A 15,989-nucleotide genomic window follows, 5' to 3' on the forward strand; every position below is an offset into this window, starting at 1 on the left:
AAGTACCGGTACGACCACTGAAGACCGTGTGGTGAGCACCGGGTCAATCGCGAATGGAAAGCATGGCGTTATCCTCGCGGATACTGGCATTCTCGCCACTGGTGGAGAGACTCCCCGACGACCACACTGGGTCAATGCCTCACCGTCGCGGCTCATCATTCGCCCCGAGTCGGAAGGACCAGAGATGACCGATCAGATGAAAGCCGTCGTGCTCACCCGCTTCGGAGGAGCCGACGCCTTCGAGTTGCAAGACGTTCCCGTGCCGCCTGTCGGACCGCGCCAGGTGCGGGTCCGTGTCCATGCGACAGCCGTGAACCCCCTCGACTTCCAGATCCGACGAGGCGATTACCCCGATCATGTGCCCCTGCCGGCGATCACCGGCCACGACATCTCCGGCGTGATCGAGGAGATCGGCTCCCACGTGACCGAATTCCGTGTCGGCGACGAGGTGTACTACACCCCTCAGATCTTCGGCGGCCCGGGATCGTACGCAGAGCAGCACGTCGCCGATGTCGACCTCGTCGGCCGGAAGCCGGCGAACATCAGCCACCTCGAGGCGGCCAGCCTGACGCTCGTCGGCGGGACCGTCTGGGAGGCGCTCGTGACTCGTGCGCAGCTCACCGTCGGCGAGACGATCCTGATCCACGGCGGAGCCGGCGGGGTCGGCTCGATCGCCATCCAGGTGGCGAAGGCCATCGGCGCGCGGGTCATCACCACCGCGCGGGCCGCTGATCTGGACTTCGTGCGCTCTCTCGGCGCGGACGTCGCACTTGACTATGCCGCGACGGACGACGTCGACGCGGTCGCCGACATCACCCAGGGGCAGGGTGTGAACGTGGTCCTCGACACGATCGGCGGCGACGCCCTGACCCGGAGTCCCCTCGCACTCGCCGATTACGGACGGGTCGTGACCATCGTCGATATCGCGCAGCCGCAGAATCTCATCGAGGCGTGGGGGGTGAACGCTGCCTATCACTTCGTCTTCACGCGGCAGAATCGCGGGAAGCTGGATGCGCTGACCGCCCTCGTCGAGCGGGGACTCGTGAAGCCCGTCGTCGGTGCGATCCTCCCTCTCGATCGGGTGGGTGAGGCCCATGAGCTCCTGGAGAACAGGCGGTCGTACGTGCTCCACGGCAAGGTCGCGATCGATGTGGCCGGCACGACTGTCTCGCTTCCCGCGCGCACGGCGCATTCAGAAGAGGAAGGTTCGGCAGCATGACCGCGTACATCGTGTTCGAGCGTGACACCACCGAGGATCAGCAGGCCCTCGACCGCTATGCGGCACACGCCGACGGCACCTTCGAGGGACACCCCGTCACCGCCCTCGTCGACTACGGCCCCCACGAAGTTCTCGAGGGCCCTCCGATCGAGGGCGTGGTCGTTCTGCAGTTCCCCGACCGGGAGTCGGCGAAGAAGTGGTACTTCAGCGACGCGTATCAGAAGGTGGCGCAGGACCGCTTCCGCGGCGCGACCTACCGCGCAGTGCTCGTCGACGGGGTGGCCGCGCAGGCCTGAGCTGCTGCGTCACCTCCGCGGGGTCAGCTCCGTCCCGCGAAGGTGGCGCGATACTCGGAGGGCGACGTGTCCAGCAACCGGCGGAAGTGCAGTCGGAGGTTCGCCCCGGTGCCCAGGCCCACCTGATCCGCGATCTGGTCGACGGGCATCCGCGTGCTCTCGAGCAGCTCCCGGGCGGTGTCGACTCGCGCGCGGAGAATCCATTGCAGAGGTGTCGTACCGGTCTCTTCGGCGAACCGTCGCAGGAACGTGCGCGCCGACATCCGTGCGTGCGCGGCGAGTTCGGCGATCGTGAGCGGCTCGGCGAGCTGCATCAGCGCCCATTCCCTGGTCGCCGCGAGCGTCTCGCCCTGAGAGGCGTCCACGGTCTTCGGAAGGTACTGGGCCTGTCCGCCTGAGCGATACGGCGCAGTGACGAGTCCCCGCGCGATCTCATTCGCCGGGCCGACACCCAGATCGGAGCGGACGATGTGCAGACAGAGGTCGAGGCCCGCGGCTGCCCCCGCGGAGGTGAGCACCGATCCCTCATCGACGAAGAGCACGTTCGGCTCCACGGCGATCTGCGGATGCCGTTTCGCGAGCTTCTCCGCAGCATCCCAGTGCGTCGTCGCACGGAGGCCGTCAAGCAGGCCGGCATCCGCCAGAGCGAAGGCGCCGTAGCAGATCGAAGCGATGCGCACGCCACGAGACGCTGCGTCGCGGAGCGCCTCGCACACCTCTGCCGGGATCGGTCTCCCTGGAGGCGCGTATCCGGGGACGATGATCGTGTCGGCATCCTTCAGCGCTTCGAGCCCGAGCGGGACCGCATATCCGAAGCCGCCGTTCGAGGGGACGGTTCCCGCGACGACGCCGCAGGCGGACACCTCGTACGGAAAGCCGGTGTCAGCGTGGAACACCTCTGCGGGGATTCCGACGTCGAGGGGCAGCGCACCCTCGAGCACGAGAACGACCACCTTGTGCGGATCATCCACTGGTCCACCTCCGTGTCGAGTGGCACGCGCCTCTCCTGTCAGCATCCTTTCATAGCTATGCATTCGCGCCATCTGCGTTCTCGCCGTGAGCGCATGCGACGCTGCCCTCAGTTCAGGGCAGAACGGCCATCGCTTCGATCTCGACCAGCAGCTCCGGGGTCCACAGCGCTTGCACGCCGATCACGGTGATCGGCGGCAGCGGTGTGGCATATCCCTCCGATGCCTGGGCTCGCGCCAGGCCGTCGAAGAGCGGCTCCGCCATCTCCTGTCTCCAGCCCACGACGTAGATCGTGAGCCGAGCGACGTCGGCGACGGAGCCACCGGCTCCGGTAACGCCGACGGCGACGTTCTGCAGTGCGGTGTGGACCTGTCCTGCCAGGTCGGTCGCGGTCACCGCCCCGGACGGTGTGACGGATGCCTGCCCGGCGAGCAGTACCAGTCGAGTTCCGATCGCGCTGGCGACCGGCGAGTACTCCTCCTGCTCGAGGAGACCTTCGGGGTGGCTGAGCTGCACGGTCATCGGATGCCTTTCGTCGAGTGATGGTGCTTCATTCAAGGCCCTGTGGTGACAACACGGTCAAGGGTCACTGTTCTGCCGCACACGTCAGGTCCGGCGCGTTCTCCGGGAGCTCGAGGTCGAGGAGATAGGTGGCGGCGATCGCGTCGGCACAGGCGCTCACACCCCTGCCGATCACCGTGTGTCCCTCGCCCTCCACCGTCAGGAGCGTTCCCTCGAGCGTCTTCGCGAGTTCGACGGCTCCCTCATACGGCGTCGCCGCATCGCCCGTCAGCGAGATGACCAATGTCGACGGAAGGCCTTCGATGTCCTGTGCGTAGGGGATGCCCAGCTCGCCCGTGACCGGGAAGTCCGCGCACTTGTCGCGTGTGGGATCGTCAACCGACGTGCCGGGGTCCATGATCGGCGCCTGCGCATAGGTGTCTTCGCGCAGCTGGGCGAGCTCGTCCGCGTCGGGCAGGTCTTCATCGGCGCAGTTGATCGCGAGGGATGCGTCGGTCATGTTCGAGCTCTGCCCCTCGTCGGAGATGCCGGCGATGCCGGTCGCCAGCTGCAGCAGCTGATCGCCGCGACCCTGCTGCACCTCACGCAGCCCCTCGATCGCCAGCGGCCAGAGGTCGGGGCTGTAGAAGCTGGCCAGTACGCCCCCGAGCCCCGCATCGAAGTTCAGTTCGGTGTCACCCGCCGGCACGGAGTTGTCGACGAGGGGACGAAGGATGCTCTGGAGGGCAGCGGTCCATCCCCTCGGATCGGTCCCGAGGGGGCAGTCTGCCTGGGTGGCGCAGAACGAGGCGAGGTCTTCGAACGAGCCCTGGAATCCGCCGTAGGACGCGAGCAGCCGCTCCGGCGAGCCGAGGGCCGGGTCGAAGGCGCCGTCGAGGATCATGGCCCGGACGTTCTCGGGGAACTCCTCGGCGTAGATCGCGCCCAGCCGAGTGCCGTAGCTCTGGCCGAGGAAGTTCAACTGGTCCTCTCCGAGGACCGCGCGCAGCACATCCATGTCTTTCGCCGTGGTGCGGGTGCCCACGTTCGCGAGGGCCTCCATGCCACCGGAGCCCTCCGCGCACCGGTCGGCGAGTTCCTTCGTGTCATCCTCGGTCAGGGTCGGGATCGGGGAGCCGATCCTCGCGAGCAGGTCCTCACCCTCAGCGGAGCCGTCGGTGAGCTTGCAGTCGATCGCGGGTTCTGTCGCCCCGACACCGCGGGGGTCGAAGCCGATCAGGTCGAAGCTCTCGGTGACCGCGCTCTTCGTCATCAGCGAGGATGCGCCGATCGTGCCGAGCAGACCGGCGCCGCCGGGGCCGCCGGGGTTGAAGAAGAGCGAACCCTTGGACTCGCCCCGTGCAGGTACCCGCACCACGGCGACGGATGCCGTGTCTCCATCCGGATCTGTGTAGTCCATCGGGACCAGCATCCGCGCGCACTCGGCCTCCGGGACGAGCGGGAAGTACTTCTCATCCTGAGCGGTGATGGCGTAGTCGGCGCAGTCCTCCCATGCCAGCTCCTGGGTGTGGAACTGCTCGAGTGCCGGGATCGGCGTGCTGCGCGGGTCGTCCGCCGGCACCCCGCCCGGTGCTGTGCAGGCCGCGAGCACCGCCGCGAGTGCTGCGATGATGGCCACCTCCGGAGCGGCGCGCCACCCTCCGCGCGCTCGACGCTTCGCCCGGACGGATTCTGGTGAAGAGCTGTTGCTCGATCGGCTCATGCTCAGCAGGGAACACCGTGTTCCCGCGACAGGGTCAAAGCGATAGGGGAACTCCGCCGGCGAGGATCGCCGACCTTGACCATGTGCTGACAACAGGGAGTTGACTGCGCCGATACTGGTATGGCGACATACGAGTGAGAGACATTCGCCGAGAAGGAGTCACATGCGACCGTACGTGGACAAGGTCATGCCCGACGCGTGGGCGGCGGCCGTCGCATTCTCCGCGGCAATACGTGAGGCGGCGGCGCAGCGCGGCCTCGCGGCGCAGGAGTCCGAGCTCATCAAGGTGCGGGCGTCTCAGATCAATGCGTGCGCCTTCTGCCTGGATCTGCATTGCCGCGAGGCCCGGCAATCCGGGATCCCTCAGCAGAAGCTCGACATGCTCCCCGCGTGGCGGGAGAGCTCGCTGTTCGACGAGCGGGAGAAGGCGATCCTCGCGGTGGCCGAGGCCGCCACGGTGCTTCCCCTCACGGAGGAGTCGACGGCGGATCTGTCCGGTGCGCTGTCGGTTCTGGGAGAGCCGACGTTCGTGGCAGCCGAGTGGGTCGCGGTGACGATCAACGCCTTCAATCGCATCTCCATACTCAGCGAGCACCCCGTGCGTCCTCGAGATGTCGAGGGTGCCGTCATCCGAGGGTGACGCCGCCCGCGAGGGTCACTTACCCCTGGTGGCGTCGAACTGCGCCATGACCAGCGCGGCCGTGCTGGCGAATCCGGAGCCGAGGAGGAGGAGCAGGGACGGGGCGAAGTCGGAGGGTTCCGGAACCCAGCCGCCCAGTGCCCACGGCAGGATCATCGCTGCGAGCAGAGCTGCGCTCGTCATCCACTCGTTGACCCAGAATGCGCCCGACGTCCCGGCTCTGCCCCCGGCCAGGATGCGACGCCCTGTTCCGACGGTCAGCAGGGTCAGAAGGAGGCCGAGGGCAGCGAAGACGATGGCTCCCCAGAACGGCTCCATCGCGATCAGGAATAAGGGCACGAACAGCGGAATCGAATACGCGGTGAAGACCCATCGGGTGGCGCTGCGCAGGTACATGTCGGTCGCTTCCGAACCGGCCAAGCGGCGATGCGTGGCGGAGTCGATGTAGAAGAACACCCCCACGATGAACGTTCCCAAGAGCGTCGCCGAGACCCCGGCGAGACCCAGCAGGAACTCCTGCCCCATACCGGTCATCTGGTTCTCGCCTTCTTCCGGAGGCCACGGCGGCTGTCCTCAGTCAAGAACCTGTTCCCACCACAGGGTCAAGGCGGTCGCCAGCTGGGACTTGACCCTGTGCTCACCACACGGTGTCTTCTGGTACCACAGGACTCGGCTGCTATGCGGAGTCGGCGAACATTCCGGACAGAGAGATGAACATGCGATATCGAAGGATTCTCGGTGCCCTGACCGCTGCGGGGCTCATCGCCGGAAGCGGTGTCGTCGCCGGATCGTCGGCGCGAGCCTCGATGCCCACCTCCGCCGTGCGTGCCGCCCTCGCCGAGACCATGGAGCTCGACGGGTGGCCTGCCGCGCTCGTCGCCGTCCGGGATGAAGGCGACCGCGTGAAGACGTTGGCGTCCGGAGTGCTCGAGCTCGGCGAGACGAAGAAGGCGCGCGCCGGAGATCAGGTGCGAATCGGCAGCAGCACGAAGACATTCACCGCCGTCATCGTCCTGCAGCTCGTCGATGAGGGCCTCGTCTCGCTCGACGAGCCGGTGGAGACGTACCTTCCCGGCGTCGTCCGCCACCCCGACGTGACGGGAGCGGAGATCACCGTGCGCCAGCTGCTGCAGCACACCAGCGGACTCCCCGACATGTCGGGTGACATCGGGCAGAACCTCATCTCTTGGCAGCATCGCTACATCTCGCCGCGGGCGTCGCTCGATCTCGCCTTCACGCATCCGGTCGAGAACGCGCCGGGAGAGGCGCTGAGCTACAGCAACGCGAACTTCATCCTCGCCGGTCTCCTCGTCGAGACGGTCGCCGGACGGCCGTTCGCGGAAGAGCTCGAACGACGTCTGCTCGAGCCCCTCGGGCTGGACTACACCTACTTCCCGGAGCAGGGAGAGGAGGAGATCCGGGGAAAGCACCCGCACAGCTACATCCCGCTCGCGGATCCGCCGACCGACTACACCGTCTTCGATCCTTCGTGGGCGCACGCCGCCGGCGCGATGGTCTCGACGGCCGAGGATATGACGACGTTCTTCTCGGCGCTCGCCGAGGGAGAACTCCTTCCCGCGTCTCTTCTCGCGGAGATGCAGCAGACGATTCCGGCCGACTCGATCTGGCCGGGAGCGGCCTACGGCCTCGGTCTCATCGCCTTCGAGCTGAGCTGCGGAGTGACCGCCTGGGGGCACGGCGGTGACGCGCCGGGCACCGTGAGCCGGGTCGCCGCCACGGAGGACGGCCGTGCGGCCGCGATCGTCGTCACCAAGAACGGAACAGAAGCGGCGGCGGAGCAGCGCCTGCGCGATCTCGTCGATACGGCCATCTGCGCGCTGTGAGCGCGAGAATGGAGCAGACGACGAGGGGCCCCGCCATCGCGCTGGCGAGGGTCGCAGCATCCGAGGGTGCGAAACTCCCGCCTTGACCCCGACGTGACGTCACGGTCTTTCCTGGCGAGATCTCGGTTCTCAGAGCCAGCCCCGCGCCCGGGCATTGCGCGCAGCATCCTGCCGCGATGCCGTATGCGTCTTCTGCATCGCGCTCGAGAGGTAGTTGCGCACCGTGCCGGGAGCCAGGTGAAGCCGCGCGGCGATCTCCTTGATCGAGTGCCCCTCCTGCGTCTCACGGAGCGCGTCGAGTTCGCGCTCGGTGAGGGGGGAGTCATCGATGACCGATGCCTCGAGGATGTCGTGATCGATCCACCGGCCGCCCTCGTGCAGGCGACGGATGACGTCAGCGATCAGCTCCGGGTCCGCCGACTTGCTCATGAACCCGCGCACGCCGGCCTTGAGCGCTCGCCGCAGCACACCGGGCCGCGCGTGCCGCGTCAGCATGAGGATCTTCTGGTCTGGAGCATCACGCAGGATCGCTTCGACCGCGTGAAGGCCGTCCGTCTCCGGCATCTCGAGGTCGATCACGAGAACGTCCGGTCGCTCGCGCAGCACCGCCGTCACGGCCTCGGCGCCGTCCGCCGCCTCCCCGACGACGGTGATCACGCCGTCCAGCGACAAGAGCGCCCCGAGCGCGTAGCGCAGGAGCTGCTCGTCGTCGGCGAGGACGATCCGGATGCTGTCGCCCTCGGTCATCGTCGCTCTCCTTCGTCGGCGCCTGCGGCCTCAGGCACAGCGACACGGGGAGCCATCCGTGCGCGGACCGTGAAGATGTCATCCTGTTGTGCGAAGTCGAGCTCGCCGCCGGCATCCGTGATCCGGCGTGCGAGCCGAGCGAGACCGCGCGGATGGATCTCGTCGGCGGCGGGGACGCCGTCGTTCGAGATCTCGACTCCGACGGGACTCGCGGTGATCGTGACCCAGGTCGGGTCCGCATGGCGGAGGAGGTTGGTCGTCGCCTCCCGGAGCGTGTGGGCGAGGAGCGGGTGCGGCTCGACGTCGCCGTCGAGATCGGGGCGGATGCTGACCCGCATGCCGGATGCCTCGGCGAGGGCCCGGGTGTTCTCCAGTTCGGCGATCAGATCGATCTCGTACCGCGCATACGTGAGTTCGCGGGTCTTGGCGATCGTGTCGTCGACCAGCTGTCGGATCTCCGCGAGTTCGGCGTTCGCCTGCACCGGATCCTGGTTCAGGAGGCGCTGGGCGAGCGCGGCCTTGAGCTTGATGACGTGCAGCGACTGGCCCTGGATGTCGTGGAGATCGCCCGCGAAGCGCGCGCGTTCCTCGGCGACTGCGAGCGCCGACTCGATCTCCTTCGCGCGTTCCGCCTCCCGCACCAGCCTCCACGCGAGCTCGCCCACGAAGACGACCGCGGCGATGTACAGGGTTCCGAGGGCGGGGATGACGACGAACTGGATCACCAATGCGGGAGTCAGGGGGTTCGTCAGCAGTGCCGCCGCGCCGAGTGCCGCCACACCGGTCGCCAGCAGAATCACCGCCCACACGCGATGCGTCCTGACCTTCATCACCAGGAGTGCGCCGACGAGGGCGAAGGGCATGAAGCTGATCGGGCTGTTCGCGGAGAACGCGCCATAGAGATAGGCCGCGCCGGCGAAGACGAAGAGGAACACCGCGCGAGGGGTGTACCCGTCGAGTCGCCACTCTTTGATGAGCGTCGTCGTGAAGAGGAGCGTGAGGGCGAGGAACAGAGCTTCCCACCATGAGGTGCTCGTCAGGACGACGCCGATCACCGACAGCGGCGCGATGGCCAGGATCACCGAGCCCATCACGATGCGGCGCATGCGCGGAATCGCGGGCGCCTTCGTCGATCTGTCGCTGTCGATAACTATCCCTTCTCCGCCGGATGCTGCTGTCTTATCGCCTTCCTGACCGGAACCTTCGCGATCAGCGCGCCGACCACGAGCGCCAGAGCCACGTACTGCAACACCGGACGGTCCAAGAAGAATCCCGTGATCCCCGCCGGGAGCGTGGTGAAGAGTCCGAAGTCCCACAGCAACCCGAGGTACGCGAGGAACACCGCGGCGGAGAACGCGACCGTTGCGTTGAGGAGGAGATCGAAGGCTTTCATGTTTACGATCCTTCGCCGCCCCCGAGCTTCCCGGTAGTGACACCGTGTCACCTTCTGTCGTGACAAGCGAGCACTGCTCCCGTCTCGCCCCGCCGGGTGGAATGGAGATCACCCTCCAGGCAGCCTCGGCTTGACCCTGTTCCCTGAACACCGTGTCGACTGATGCAGACCACTCTTCGCAGAAAGGGAATCTCCCTCGTGATCCATGCTCAGTCCCTGACCAAACGCTACGGACCGAAGACCGCCGTCGACGGCATCGAGTTCTCGGTCGCCGCGGGCAGGGTGACCGGATTCCTGGGCCCGAACGGCGCGGGAAAGTCGACGACGATGCGCATGATCGTCGGGCTGGACCATCCGACCGCCGGCACGGTGACGGTCAACGGGCGGCGCTATCAGGACCATCGCGCACCTCTGCACCAGGTGGGAGTCCTCCTGGAAGCGAAGGCCGTGCACCCGGGTCGCACCGCCCGCGACCACCTGCTCGCCATGGCGGCGACGCACCGGATCGGAGCGAAGCGCGTCGACGAGGTCATCGGGCTCACGGGTCTCGATACGGTGGCGCGCAAGCGCGTGCGCGGCTTCTCGCTGGGTATGGGGCAGCGCCTCGGGCTCGCGGCCGCACTTCTCGGAGACCCGGCGACGCTGATCCTCGACGAGCCGGTCAACGGACTCGACCCCGAGGGCGTCGTGTGGGTGCGCGGTCTCGCTCGCGCGCTCGCCGCGGAGGGCCGCACGGTCTTCCTGTCATCGCATCTGATGAGCGAGATGGCGCAGACTGCCGACCATCTGATCGTGCTCGGCCGGGGGAGGGTCCTCGCCGATGCGCCCATCAACGAGATCCTCGCCCAAGCGTCCGGCGACATGGTGCGAATGCGCGCGAACGACGCAGTACGCCTCGGTGCGCTCCTCTCGGCGCAGGGTGCCGGCGTCACCGCCGTCGACGACGACCAGCTCGCGGTCACCGGCATTCCCGCACCGCGCATCGCCGAGATCGCCGCCGACGCACGTATCGCGGTCTACGAGCTCACGCCGGTCACCACCTCGCTCGAGGAGGCTTACATGGACCTCACGCGCGATGACCTCGAATTCACGACCACGCAGACCCGTCCGGAGGGCGACCGATGAGCCTCAGCACGACCACCCCGATCTTCACCGCCACCGGGCACGACGTCAGCTTCGGGGGCACCATCCGCTCCGAGTGGATCAAGCTCCGCAGCATCCGCTCCACGTGGTGGACGTACGCGGTCCTGGTCGTGATCGCCGTCGGGGTGGGAATCCAGATGTCGTCCTCGACGAGCTTCGCGTGGTTCGACGGAGAGGTCGCACAGATCGGCCAGCAGGCCGCCGGAGTGAACGTCGTGAACATCAGCACCGACGTCAACGTGCTCGTCGTGAGCGTGCTGGGTGTGCTGGTGATCGCGGGCGAATACAGCACCGGGATGATCAGATCCACTTTCACGGCGGTTCCCCGACGCGTATCCGCCCTTCTCGCCAAAGCATTGGTGTTCGCTGCCCTCACCTTCGTGATCGGCGCACTGGCGCTGGCCATCACGATTCCGTTCTCCATCGCGCTGCTCGCTGCGAACGGAATCGACGTACGTCTGGACGACCCGCACTACTGGGCTTCCATGGTCGGCAGCCTCGTCTACCTCGTGCTGATCGGACTCCTGGCCTTCGGCATCGGTGCCCTGCTCCGCAACGTGGTCAGCGGCATCGCCACAGCCATCGGCCTCGTACTGGTCCTGCCGCTCGCCGTCGGCCTGCTGGCCGGCGTTCTCGAGTCGCAGATCTGGTTGAGAAACCTCACGGCGTTGCTTCCCTTCAACCTGGGCCGCGCCATGACCACACATCCGGGCTACGCCGAGTTCTCCTCGCCCGGGTCGCCGGTCGAATCGCCGGAGGGACTCTGGGTTCTCGAGCCCTGGCAGGGGGCGCTCGGCCTCGTCGTCTGGGTGGTCGCGCTGCTCATCCCCGCGATCGTCTTGCTCAAGGGTCGCGACGCCTGAGCGGGCCACCACGCTCCGATTCCCAGACATCGCTGTCAAAGAATCGGAGCGATTCGGGACTGAGGATGAACTATCGCCGTGCGGGTGGCGGAGGGACGCATGATCAGAACTGGCGACGAGGCAGCCCCACGCTCGCGCAGGTCGCGGCGACTGCCGGAGTGAGCCGAGGAATACCTCAACGTCGGACCGGCTGAGCGTAATCACTTGTTGGCCGTAGTACGGATTCCGCCAGACAACTGAAGTGGAACCATCGCCCTTGACGAACTCCGCCCAGAACGCCTTCGTTCGGAAGTAGTCCGCCGTTCGCACGGCGTTGGCGTATTCGTAGTGCTCGTTGGCCTTCTGAAAGTGCGCCGCGCGGATGATGAAGTCGATGCGCTCGATGAGGCGATCGCCAAGTCGTTTGGCTCGGGTTGTGAGGTCCCCAGCGTTCGCTAGCCGCTGTCGTTCGACACGGACCTGGCCCTCGATGCGCGCCACGTTCGCAACGACCAACGAACGGCTGGACTCATATAGCGAGTCGAGGTTGCTCCGACCGAGCCGGATCGCCTCGAAGTCACTGAGGTGAGTGCTCTTGTATAGCATCATCGCGAAGAGATCGGTCTCGCTGAGGTTCAGCTGCCCGCCATCGCCGGAGAAGATCCGGTCGCGGAACACCACGAACTCGTTGCGCACGTTCTTCAGAAGCCGCATGTCCGGGACGAACCGTCCCGCAAGGTCGACGAGGTCGTCGGATACCTCGTGTTCGATGCCGCGCAGAATCTGAGTGGTTAGACTGCGTGCGCTTCGGTGCGTGATGAAGGGTACGACGGGGATCACGATGTCGAAGAACTTGGTGCGGTTCGCGCGAACGATCTCAGCCTGAGCAGGATCAGTGAGGTCGATGCCTGCGGGGTCGGGCTTACGTCCCTCTTGTTCCAGGCCGATTCGATCGAAGATGCTGTCCTTGATCGCGTAGATAAAACGGACCGGTCTGTCCTCGATCTGTGGCGCGGCGTTCAGCAGCGTGTTGAGTGAGCGGAGCGTTTCGAATATGTGCGAGTCGTTGAAGCGGTCGACGTCCTCGAAGATGACGATTCGGTACTTCGAGGTCTCAAAGAAGTAGACGATCTCGTCGAGATATTGGTCGAAGTAGGAGACTGACTTCTCGTCGAGCGTTACTGCAGCCGCACCGGCTGAAAACTGCTTGATGTGGATGCGGCCGTGGAGAAGTGAGCGGGCGAGATACGCGACTCCAGCAGCAACAAGCCAGATGACGAGGTACATCCACAACCCGGCATCCCAAAGGGGCTTCAGCGTGAGCGCGACCGTGGCGCCCCACCCAGTGATCATGAGGATGATCATGGTGACGAAGCCCACCAGCACGGAGACAACTGCTTCCCGTCTTGGTTGGAACCGCTCGATGCGCCGGAAGCGAGAGCCAACAGTCTTCTGCGGCTCCTCTCGGTAGAGGAGCTGCTTGACTATCTCTTGCTGGATGCGGTTCGTGGGCGTGGTGGCCTGGCGGGGCACCGAGTCGTCGAGATCTGACTCCTCGATAGGTGCGAGTGTCGAGAGGGAGAGTTCGACAACCTCGTCTTTCTTGAGCCTTGACACCTCCTGCAGAATGCTGCTTTTGCCAACGCCATAGTTGCCCGAAAGGGCGATGTTGCGGACGAGGGGATTCTCGACGGCGTGCACGATCGCGTTCGCGTACGCTCCGTGTTCGGATGCGATGAACGAAGGTGTGAGGGGGACGAGATCCTATTCGGCAGCCTGCGCCTCCGCGCTGTCTACTGCTGCTTGCGTTTTAGCGGCCGTCTGAACGTTGCTCGTTTGATTCCCCATAGATGTCCTGAGTATGACAGCGAGTTCTAACACGTCAAGCATGTGCGAACTCACCGTCCGCTGCGAGCAGCGGAAGCGACGTCCGCGCGCACGCTCGTGCACCACGGTTTAGGAAGAGTCTGACCGAGTCTCGACTGACATAAGTACTACTATCAGTCGCTCTCCAAGGCAGCCCGCCCGTTCGCAAGCAACCGGTGGGTAGACGAGATCGAGCATCGCTCGAGGGGAAAACAGAGCACGCGCTTATCCCAGTTCAATCGCGGGGTTGGCGCCGATAGCCGGGATAAGTGGTCTTATCGTGGCCAATGGGCCAGACGTTGAAGTGAGATGGGGCTGAGTAAGTGAGCGGCGTCTGAGCAGTGCTCGAGCGGGATCGCGGGGGCGCGTGCGTCTGCAAAGTAGAAGACCGGCCTGATCAAGTGCCAGCGGAGCATGGAGCCTTCACCAGGTCCCATTCACGACGTGGCATGGGCCGCGGGAGCCACCTGTCGAGTGGTGTGAGGGAGGAACCCGGGGAGCACCTTGGATCTGTCGAGGGCCGCCAGCGGCCCGCACACTTCTGCACTGATGGTTGCGATGCAGCGCGAATGACAATAAAGTGAACATAAGTTCATTTCAAGGAGCATCATGCCACGGACAGAAGCACAGAACAGTGCGCTGCGCACCGCGACGCGCTCCGCCATCGAGACTGCGGCCGTACGCGTGTTTGCGCGAAGCGGTTTCGCGGCAGCGAGCATCCGGCAGGTCGCCGACGAGGCGGGGCTCAGCGTTGGATCTATATATCGGCATTGGGTGAGCAAGGAAGAACTGTTCGATCACCTACTCGGGCAGGCCGCTCGCGGACTCGAGGCCGCCGCTGCAGGCCTTTCCGGCCCGGGTGATCCCGTCAGCATGATTCGCTCGTTCACCGAGACCTATCTGGCGGATCTCACGTCGGACGACGGTGCTGCCGAGTTCTACGTGGTGATCAATCAGGCGGTCGAGACCGATATTCCCCAGGGAACCACGCCTCGACTGCAGGCTACGCGGGCGATGCTCTGGAACGCGTTTGCTGCCCTCCTGGAGCGGGGTCAAGCGGAGGGGCAGATTGCACGCGGAGACCCCGCGCGGATGACCGCTCATTATTTCGCCATGCTCGCAGGCTTGACGACGATGCGGCTCGCTCTGCGAGACAAAGGGCAGGAACCGGATGCTGGACTAATTTTGCGAATGCTCACTGGAGGGCCCCGATGAAGATCGAGATCATGCGTGCAGACCAGCTCGGCGAGGAGTATCGGCATCGCATAGCCGACGTTCTCGTCCGAGGGTTTGCAGAGGACTTTGTCTTCTTCTCGAAGGACGTGGCAGTGCTGGCGGACGCATTCGCGAGCATGCTGATCCTCGAACGCTTCCACGTCGCGCTGGTTGAAAGTGAGCCTGCGGCCGTCGCCGTAGTTACAGAGGGGCGACAGGAGTGCTTCGAGCCCGATCGGCGGAAGCTCCAGCGAGTGCTCGGCACCGTCCACGGGATGATCAGCGACCGCATCATCCGGAGCCAGTTCATGGGAACCTACAGCGACGCCCGCGAGGGACTCACCGAGATTGCATTCGTCACAACGGCTCCACGATTCCAAGGCAAGGGTGTCGCTACCGCGCTCATGCGGCACGTGTTGGAGCTGCCCTCCGACGAGTTCATCCTCCGCGACATCAAGGACACAAACATTCCCGCTCTGCGTTTGTACGCAAAGCTCGGCTTCACCGAGGTAGCGCGTCGGCGTATTCGCTATGCGAAGCGCGCGGGATTCAGTGCATACATCTCGATGGGGCTCGCACGCGGTGACAGGCTCACCACACTGTGATGACGAGTGCTGCTCCGAGACGACTTCAAGCCGAGGTCGGGTAGCGACACTTCGCGCGTCAGAGCCTACGACCCCGCCGGCAGCGATCACAGCTCCCAGTCGCTCATGTCCGTGGCGAGCGTGGGCTCGAACGCTGGAGTGTCTCCGATGCCGTTCGTTTCTCGCGGCGACACGGTGGTGAGGACCTTGGACTGAGGGCTCACCAGCACACTCACCATGCTCTCTTCGTCCTGCAGCTGAACGAAGGACGGGCCCGTGGTGGAGGCAAACTCGATACGGCCCATGAGGTCGCCGAGATCATGATCCGGTTGCAACCGGAACGACCATCCGTCAATCGTGACCTGTGTCTTCGTGTCCACTCGCGTCTCGGTCACCCCGCGAGGGTAGCTCCTGCCCGGCGTCTCACGCGTAGGGGCTTGCATCCGACGACGACGATTTGTAGCGATCGACCCTCTGCCGCGCCCCCCTGAGGACCGATCAGGCTTGCGCGGGAACCGCTATGCGATCAGTGGACGTGTTCTCGGCTGGCTCGGGAACGAGGTACAGACCGCTCGGCGAGTTCGCGGTGAACGCGAGGGCGTCGACCCATTCGCGGTTGATCGCGGGCTGGCGACTGCCGAAGTACTTGAACACGAGGGAGCTGCCCCCGTGCAACCACACGGTCACTCGTCCACCACCGACGCTGGTGTCTTCACGCCAGGTGAAGGGGAACGGCTCGCCGCGGCGCAGCTTTGCGGTGATGACCAGCTGGAGGTGCGTCAGTGCACGGTCTTCGATCTCGGTCTTGACGCCGTTCTCGTAGATGAACTTGCCCATCGGGTGCTTTCTGCTCTGCCACGAGGTCCTCGAAAGAGGCGCGGCTGACGACGTCCGCTTCGTGGTTGACCTCATTGTGACATGGGTCCATGAATGCTGCATTGCCGAAGTGCCCCACCAACCGAGTCCACGGGAGCGCACAGGATCCGCGTGTTCCGTGGAAGTCGAGT

Annotated in this window: 17 protein-coding genes and 1 pseudogene; 8 read left to right on the forward strand and 10 right to left on the reverse strand. The window is 65.5% G+C overall.

Annotation, left to right across the window (positions count from 1 at the left end):
• Positions 1–184: 184 nt before the first annotated feature.
• Both ACLKOY_RS14000 and ACLKOY_RS14005 read left to right on the forward strand, forming a co-directional pair.
• The gene (locus ACLKOY_RS14000; RefSeq protein WP_436454194.1) at positions 185–1,219 is read left to right on the forward strand and encodes a zinc-dependent alcohol dehydrogenase family protein; all 1,035 of its coding nucleotides are present in this window, start codon (positions 185–187) and stop codon (positions 1,217–1,219) included.
• Positions 1,216–1,515 (forward strand): DUF1330 domain-containing protein, encoded by a 300-nt coding sequence (locus ACLKOY_RS14005; protein WP_436454195.1) that lies wholly within the window; start codon positions 1,216–1,218, stop codon positions 1,513–1,515. The genes ACLKOY_RS14000 and ACLKOY_RS14005 overlap by 4 nt, the downstream gene beginning before the upstream one ends.
• Before the next feature lie 23 nt (positions 1,516–1,538).
• Here the strand turns inward: ACLKOY_RS14005 and ACLKOY_RS14010 are convergent, their stop codons facing one another.
• The 3 genes from ACLKOY_RS14010 to ACLKOY_RS14020 all read right to left on the reverse strand — a co-directional run bounded on the left by ACLKOY_RS14010 (position 1,539) and on the right by ACLKOY_RS14020 (position 4,624).
• Entirely contained in the window at positions 1,539–2,486 is a 948-nt protein-coding gene (locus ACLKOY_RS14010) for a GlxA family transcriptional regulator (RefSeq protein ID WP_236571320.1), read from the reverse strand.
• A 112-nt stretch (positions 2,487–2,598) separates the two neighbouring features.
• Complete coding sequence (locus ACLKOY_RS14015; protein WP_436454196.1) at positions 2,599–3,006, reverse strand: RidA family protein; 408 nt, start codon at positions 3,004–3,006, stop codon at positions 2,599–2,601.
• Between the two features lie 64 nt (positions 3,007–3,070).
• On the reverse strand, positions 3,071–4,624 hold the full coding sequence (locus tag ACLKOY_RS14020; RefSeq protein WP_436454197.1) for an alpha/beta hydrolase: 1,554 nt from the start codon (positions 4,622–4,624) through the stop codon (positions 3,071–3,073).
• Between the two features lie 247 nt (positions 4,625–4,871).
• Here ACLKOY_RS14020 and ACLKOY_RS14025 point away from each other — a divergent pair, with 247 nt between their 5' ends.
• A complete protein-coding gene (locus ACLKOY_RS14025) occupies positions 4,872–5,348 on the forward strand; it encodes a carboxymuconolactone decarboxylase family protein (RefSeq protein ID WP_363574179.1) in 477 nt (158 codons plus the stop codon).
• Between the two features lie 15 nt (positions 5,349–5,363).
• On the opposite strand, the gene ACLKOY_RS14030 is transcribed toward ACLKOY_RS14025, so the two are convergent.
• The gene (locus ACLKOY_RS14030) at positions 5,364–5,882 is read right to left on the reverse strand and encodes a hypothetical protein (protein WP_201471025.1); all 519 of its coding nucleotides are present in this window, start codon (positions 5,880–5,882) and stop codon (positions 5,364–5,366) included.
• A gap of 182 nt (positions 5,883–6,064) precedes the next feature.
• Between ACLKOY_RS14030 and ACLKOY_RS14035 the strand changes: the two genes are divergently transcribed.
• Positions 6,065–7,192 (forward strand): serine hydrolase domain-containing protein, encoded by a 1,128-nt coding sequence (locus tag ACLKOY_RS14035; protein ID WP_436454198.1) that lies wholly within the window; start codon positions 6,065–6,067, stop codon positions 7,190–7,192.
• A 129-nt stretch (positions 7,193–7,321) separates the two neighbouring features.
• Here the strand turns inward: ACLKOY_RS14035 and ACLKOY_RS14040 are convergent, their stop codons facing one another.
• From ACLKOY_RS14040 to ACLKOY_RS14050, 3 genes are read right to left on the reverse strand one after another with little or no spacing between them, the layout of a single operon-like run.
• Positions 7,322–7,939 carry a response regulator transcription factor gene (locus tag ACLKOY_RS14040; protein ID WP_363574183.1) on the reverse strand — a complete coding sequence of 206 codons (618 nt, stop codon included), beginning with the start codon at positions 7,937–7,939 and terminating at the stop codon, positions 7,322–7,324.
• Positions 7,936–9,045 carry a sensor histidine kinase gene (locus tag ACLKOY_RS14045; protein WP_436454199.1) on the reverse strand — a complete coding sequence of 370 codons (1,110 nt, stop codon included), beginning with the start codon at positions 9,043–9,045 and terminating at the stop codon, positions 7,936–7,938. The genes ACLKOY_RS14040 and ACLKOY_RS14045 overlap by 4 nt, the downstream gene beginning before the upstream one ends.
• A 44-nt stretch (positions 9,046–9,089) precedes the next feature.
• Positions 9,090–9,332 (reverse strand): hypothetical protein, encoded by a 243-nt coding sequence (locus ACLKOY_RS14050; protein WP_201471029.1) that lies wholly within the window; start codon positions 9,330–9,332, stop codon positions 9,090–9,092.
• A gap of 198 nt (positions 9,333–9,530) precedes the next feature.
• Between ACLKOY_RS14050 and ACLKOY_RS14055 the strand changes: the two genes are divergently transcribed.
• Positions 9,531–10,457 (forward strand): ABC transporter ATP-binding protein, encoded by a 927-nt coding sequence (locus ACLKOY_RS14055; protein ID WP_436454200.1) that lies wholly within the window; start codon positions 9,531–9,533, stop codon positions 10,455–10,457.
• Positions 10,454–11,338, forward strand: coding sequence for an ABC transporter permease subunit (locus ACLKOY_RS14060; protein WP_436454201.1), 885 nt, complete (start codon positions 10,454–10,456; stop codon positions 11,336–11,338). The genes ACLKOY_RS14055 and ACLKOY_RS14060 overlap by 4 nt, the downstream gene beginning before the upstream one ends.
• Positions 11,339–11,500: 162 nt before the next feature.
• Here the strand turns inward: ACLKOY_RS14060 and ACLKOY_RS14065 are convergent.
• A pseudogene (locus ACLKOY_RS14065) lies at positions 11,501–13,081 on the reverse strand (YobI family P-loop NTPase); the annotation flags it as partial.
• A gap of 711 nt (positions 13,082–13,792) precedes the next feature.
• On the opposite strand from ACLKOY_RS14065, the gene ACLKOY_RS14070 reads away from it, so the two are divergent.
• Positions 13,793–14,398 (forward strand): TetR/AcrR family transcriptional regulator, encoded by a 606-nt coding sequence (locus ACLKOY_RS14070; RefSeq protein WP_436454202.1) that lies wholly within the window; start codon positions 13,793–13,795, stop codon positions 14,396–14,398.
• A complete protein-coding gene (locus ACLKOY_RS14075; RefSeq protein ID WP_436454203.1) occupies positions 14,395–15,003 on the forward strand; it encodes a GNAT family N-acetyltransferase in 609 nt (202 codons plus the stop codon). The genes ACLKOY_RS14070 and ACLKOY_RS14075 overlap by 4 nt, the downstream gene beginning before the upstream one ends.
• Before the next feature lie 86 nt (positions 15,004–15,089).
• On the opposite strand, the gene ACLKOY_RS14080 is transcribed toward ACLKOY_RS14075, so the two are convergent.
• A complete protein-coding gene (locus ACLKOY_RS14080) occupies positions 15,090–15,377 on the reverse strand; it encodes a hypothetical protein (protein WP_436454204.1) in 288 nt (95 codons plus the stop codon).
• A 103-nt stretch (positions 15,378–15,480) separates the two neighbouring features.
• Positions 15,481–15,819 (reverse strand): DUF7882 family protein, encoded by a 339-nt coding sequence (locus ACLKOY_RS14085; RefSeq protein WP_436454205.1) that lies wholly within the window; start codon positions 15,817–15,819, stop codon positions 15,481–15,483.
• Positions 15,820–15,989: the final 170 nt, after the last annotated feature.

This window comes from Microbacterium sp. K2, assembly GCF_051365005.1.
GTDB classification, from domain to species: Bacteria; Actinomycetota; Actinomycetes; order Actinomycetales; family Microbacteriaceae; genus Microbacterium; species Microbacterium foliorum_B.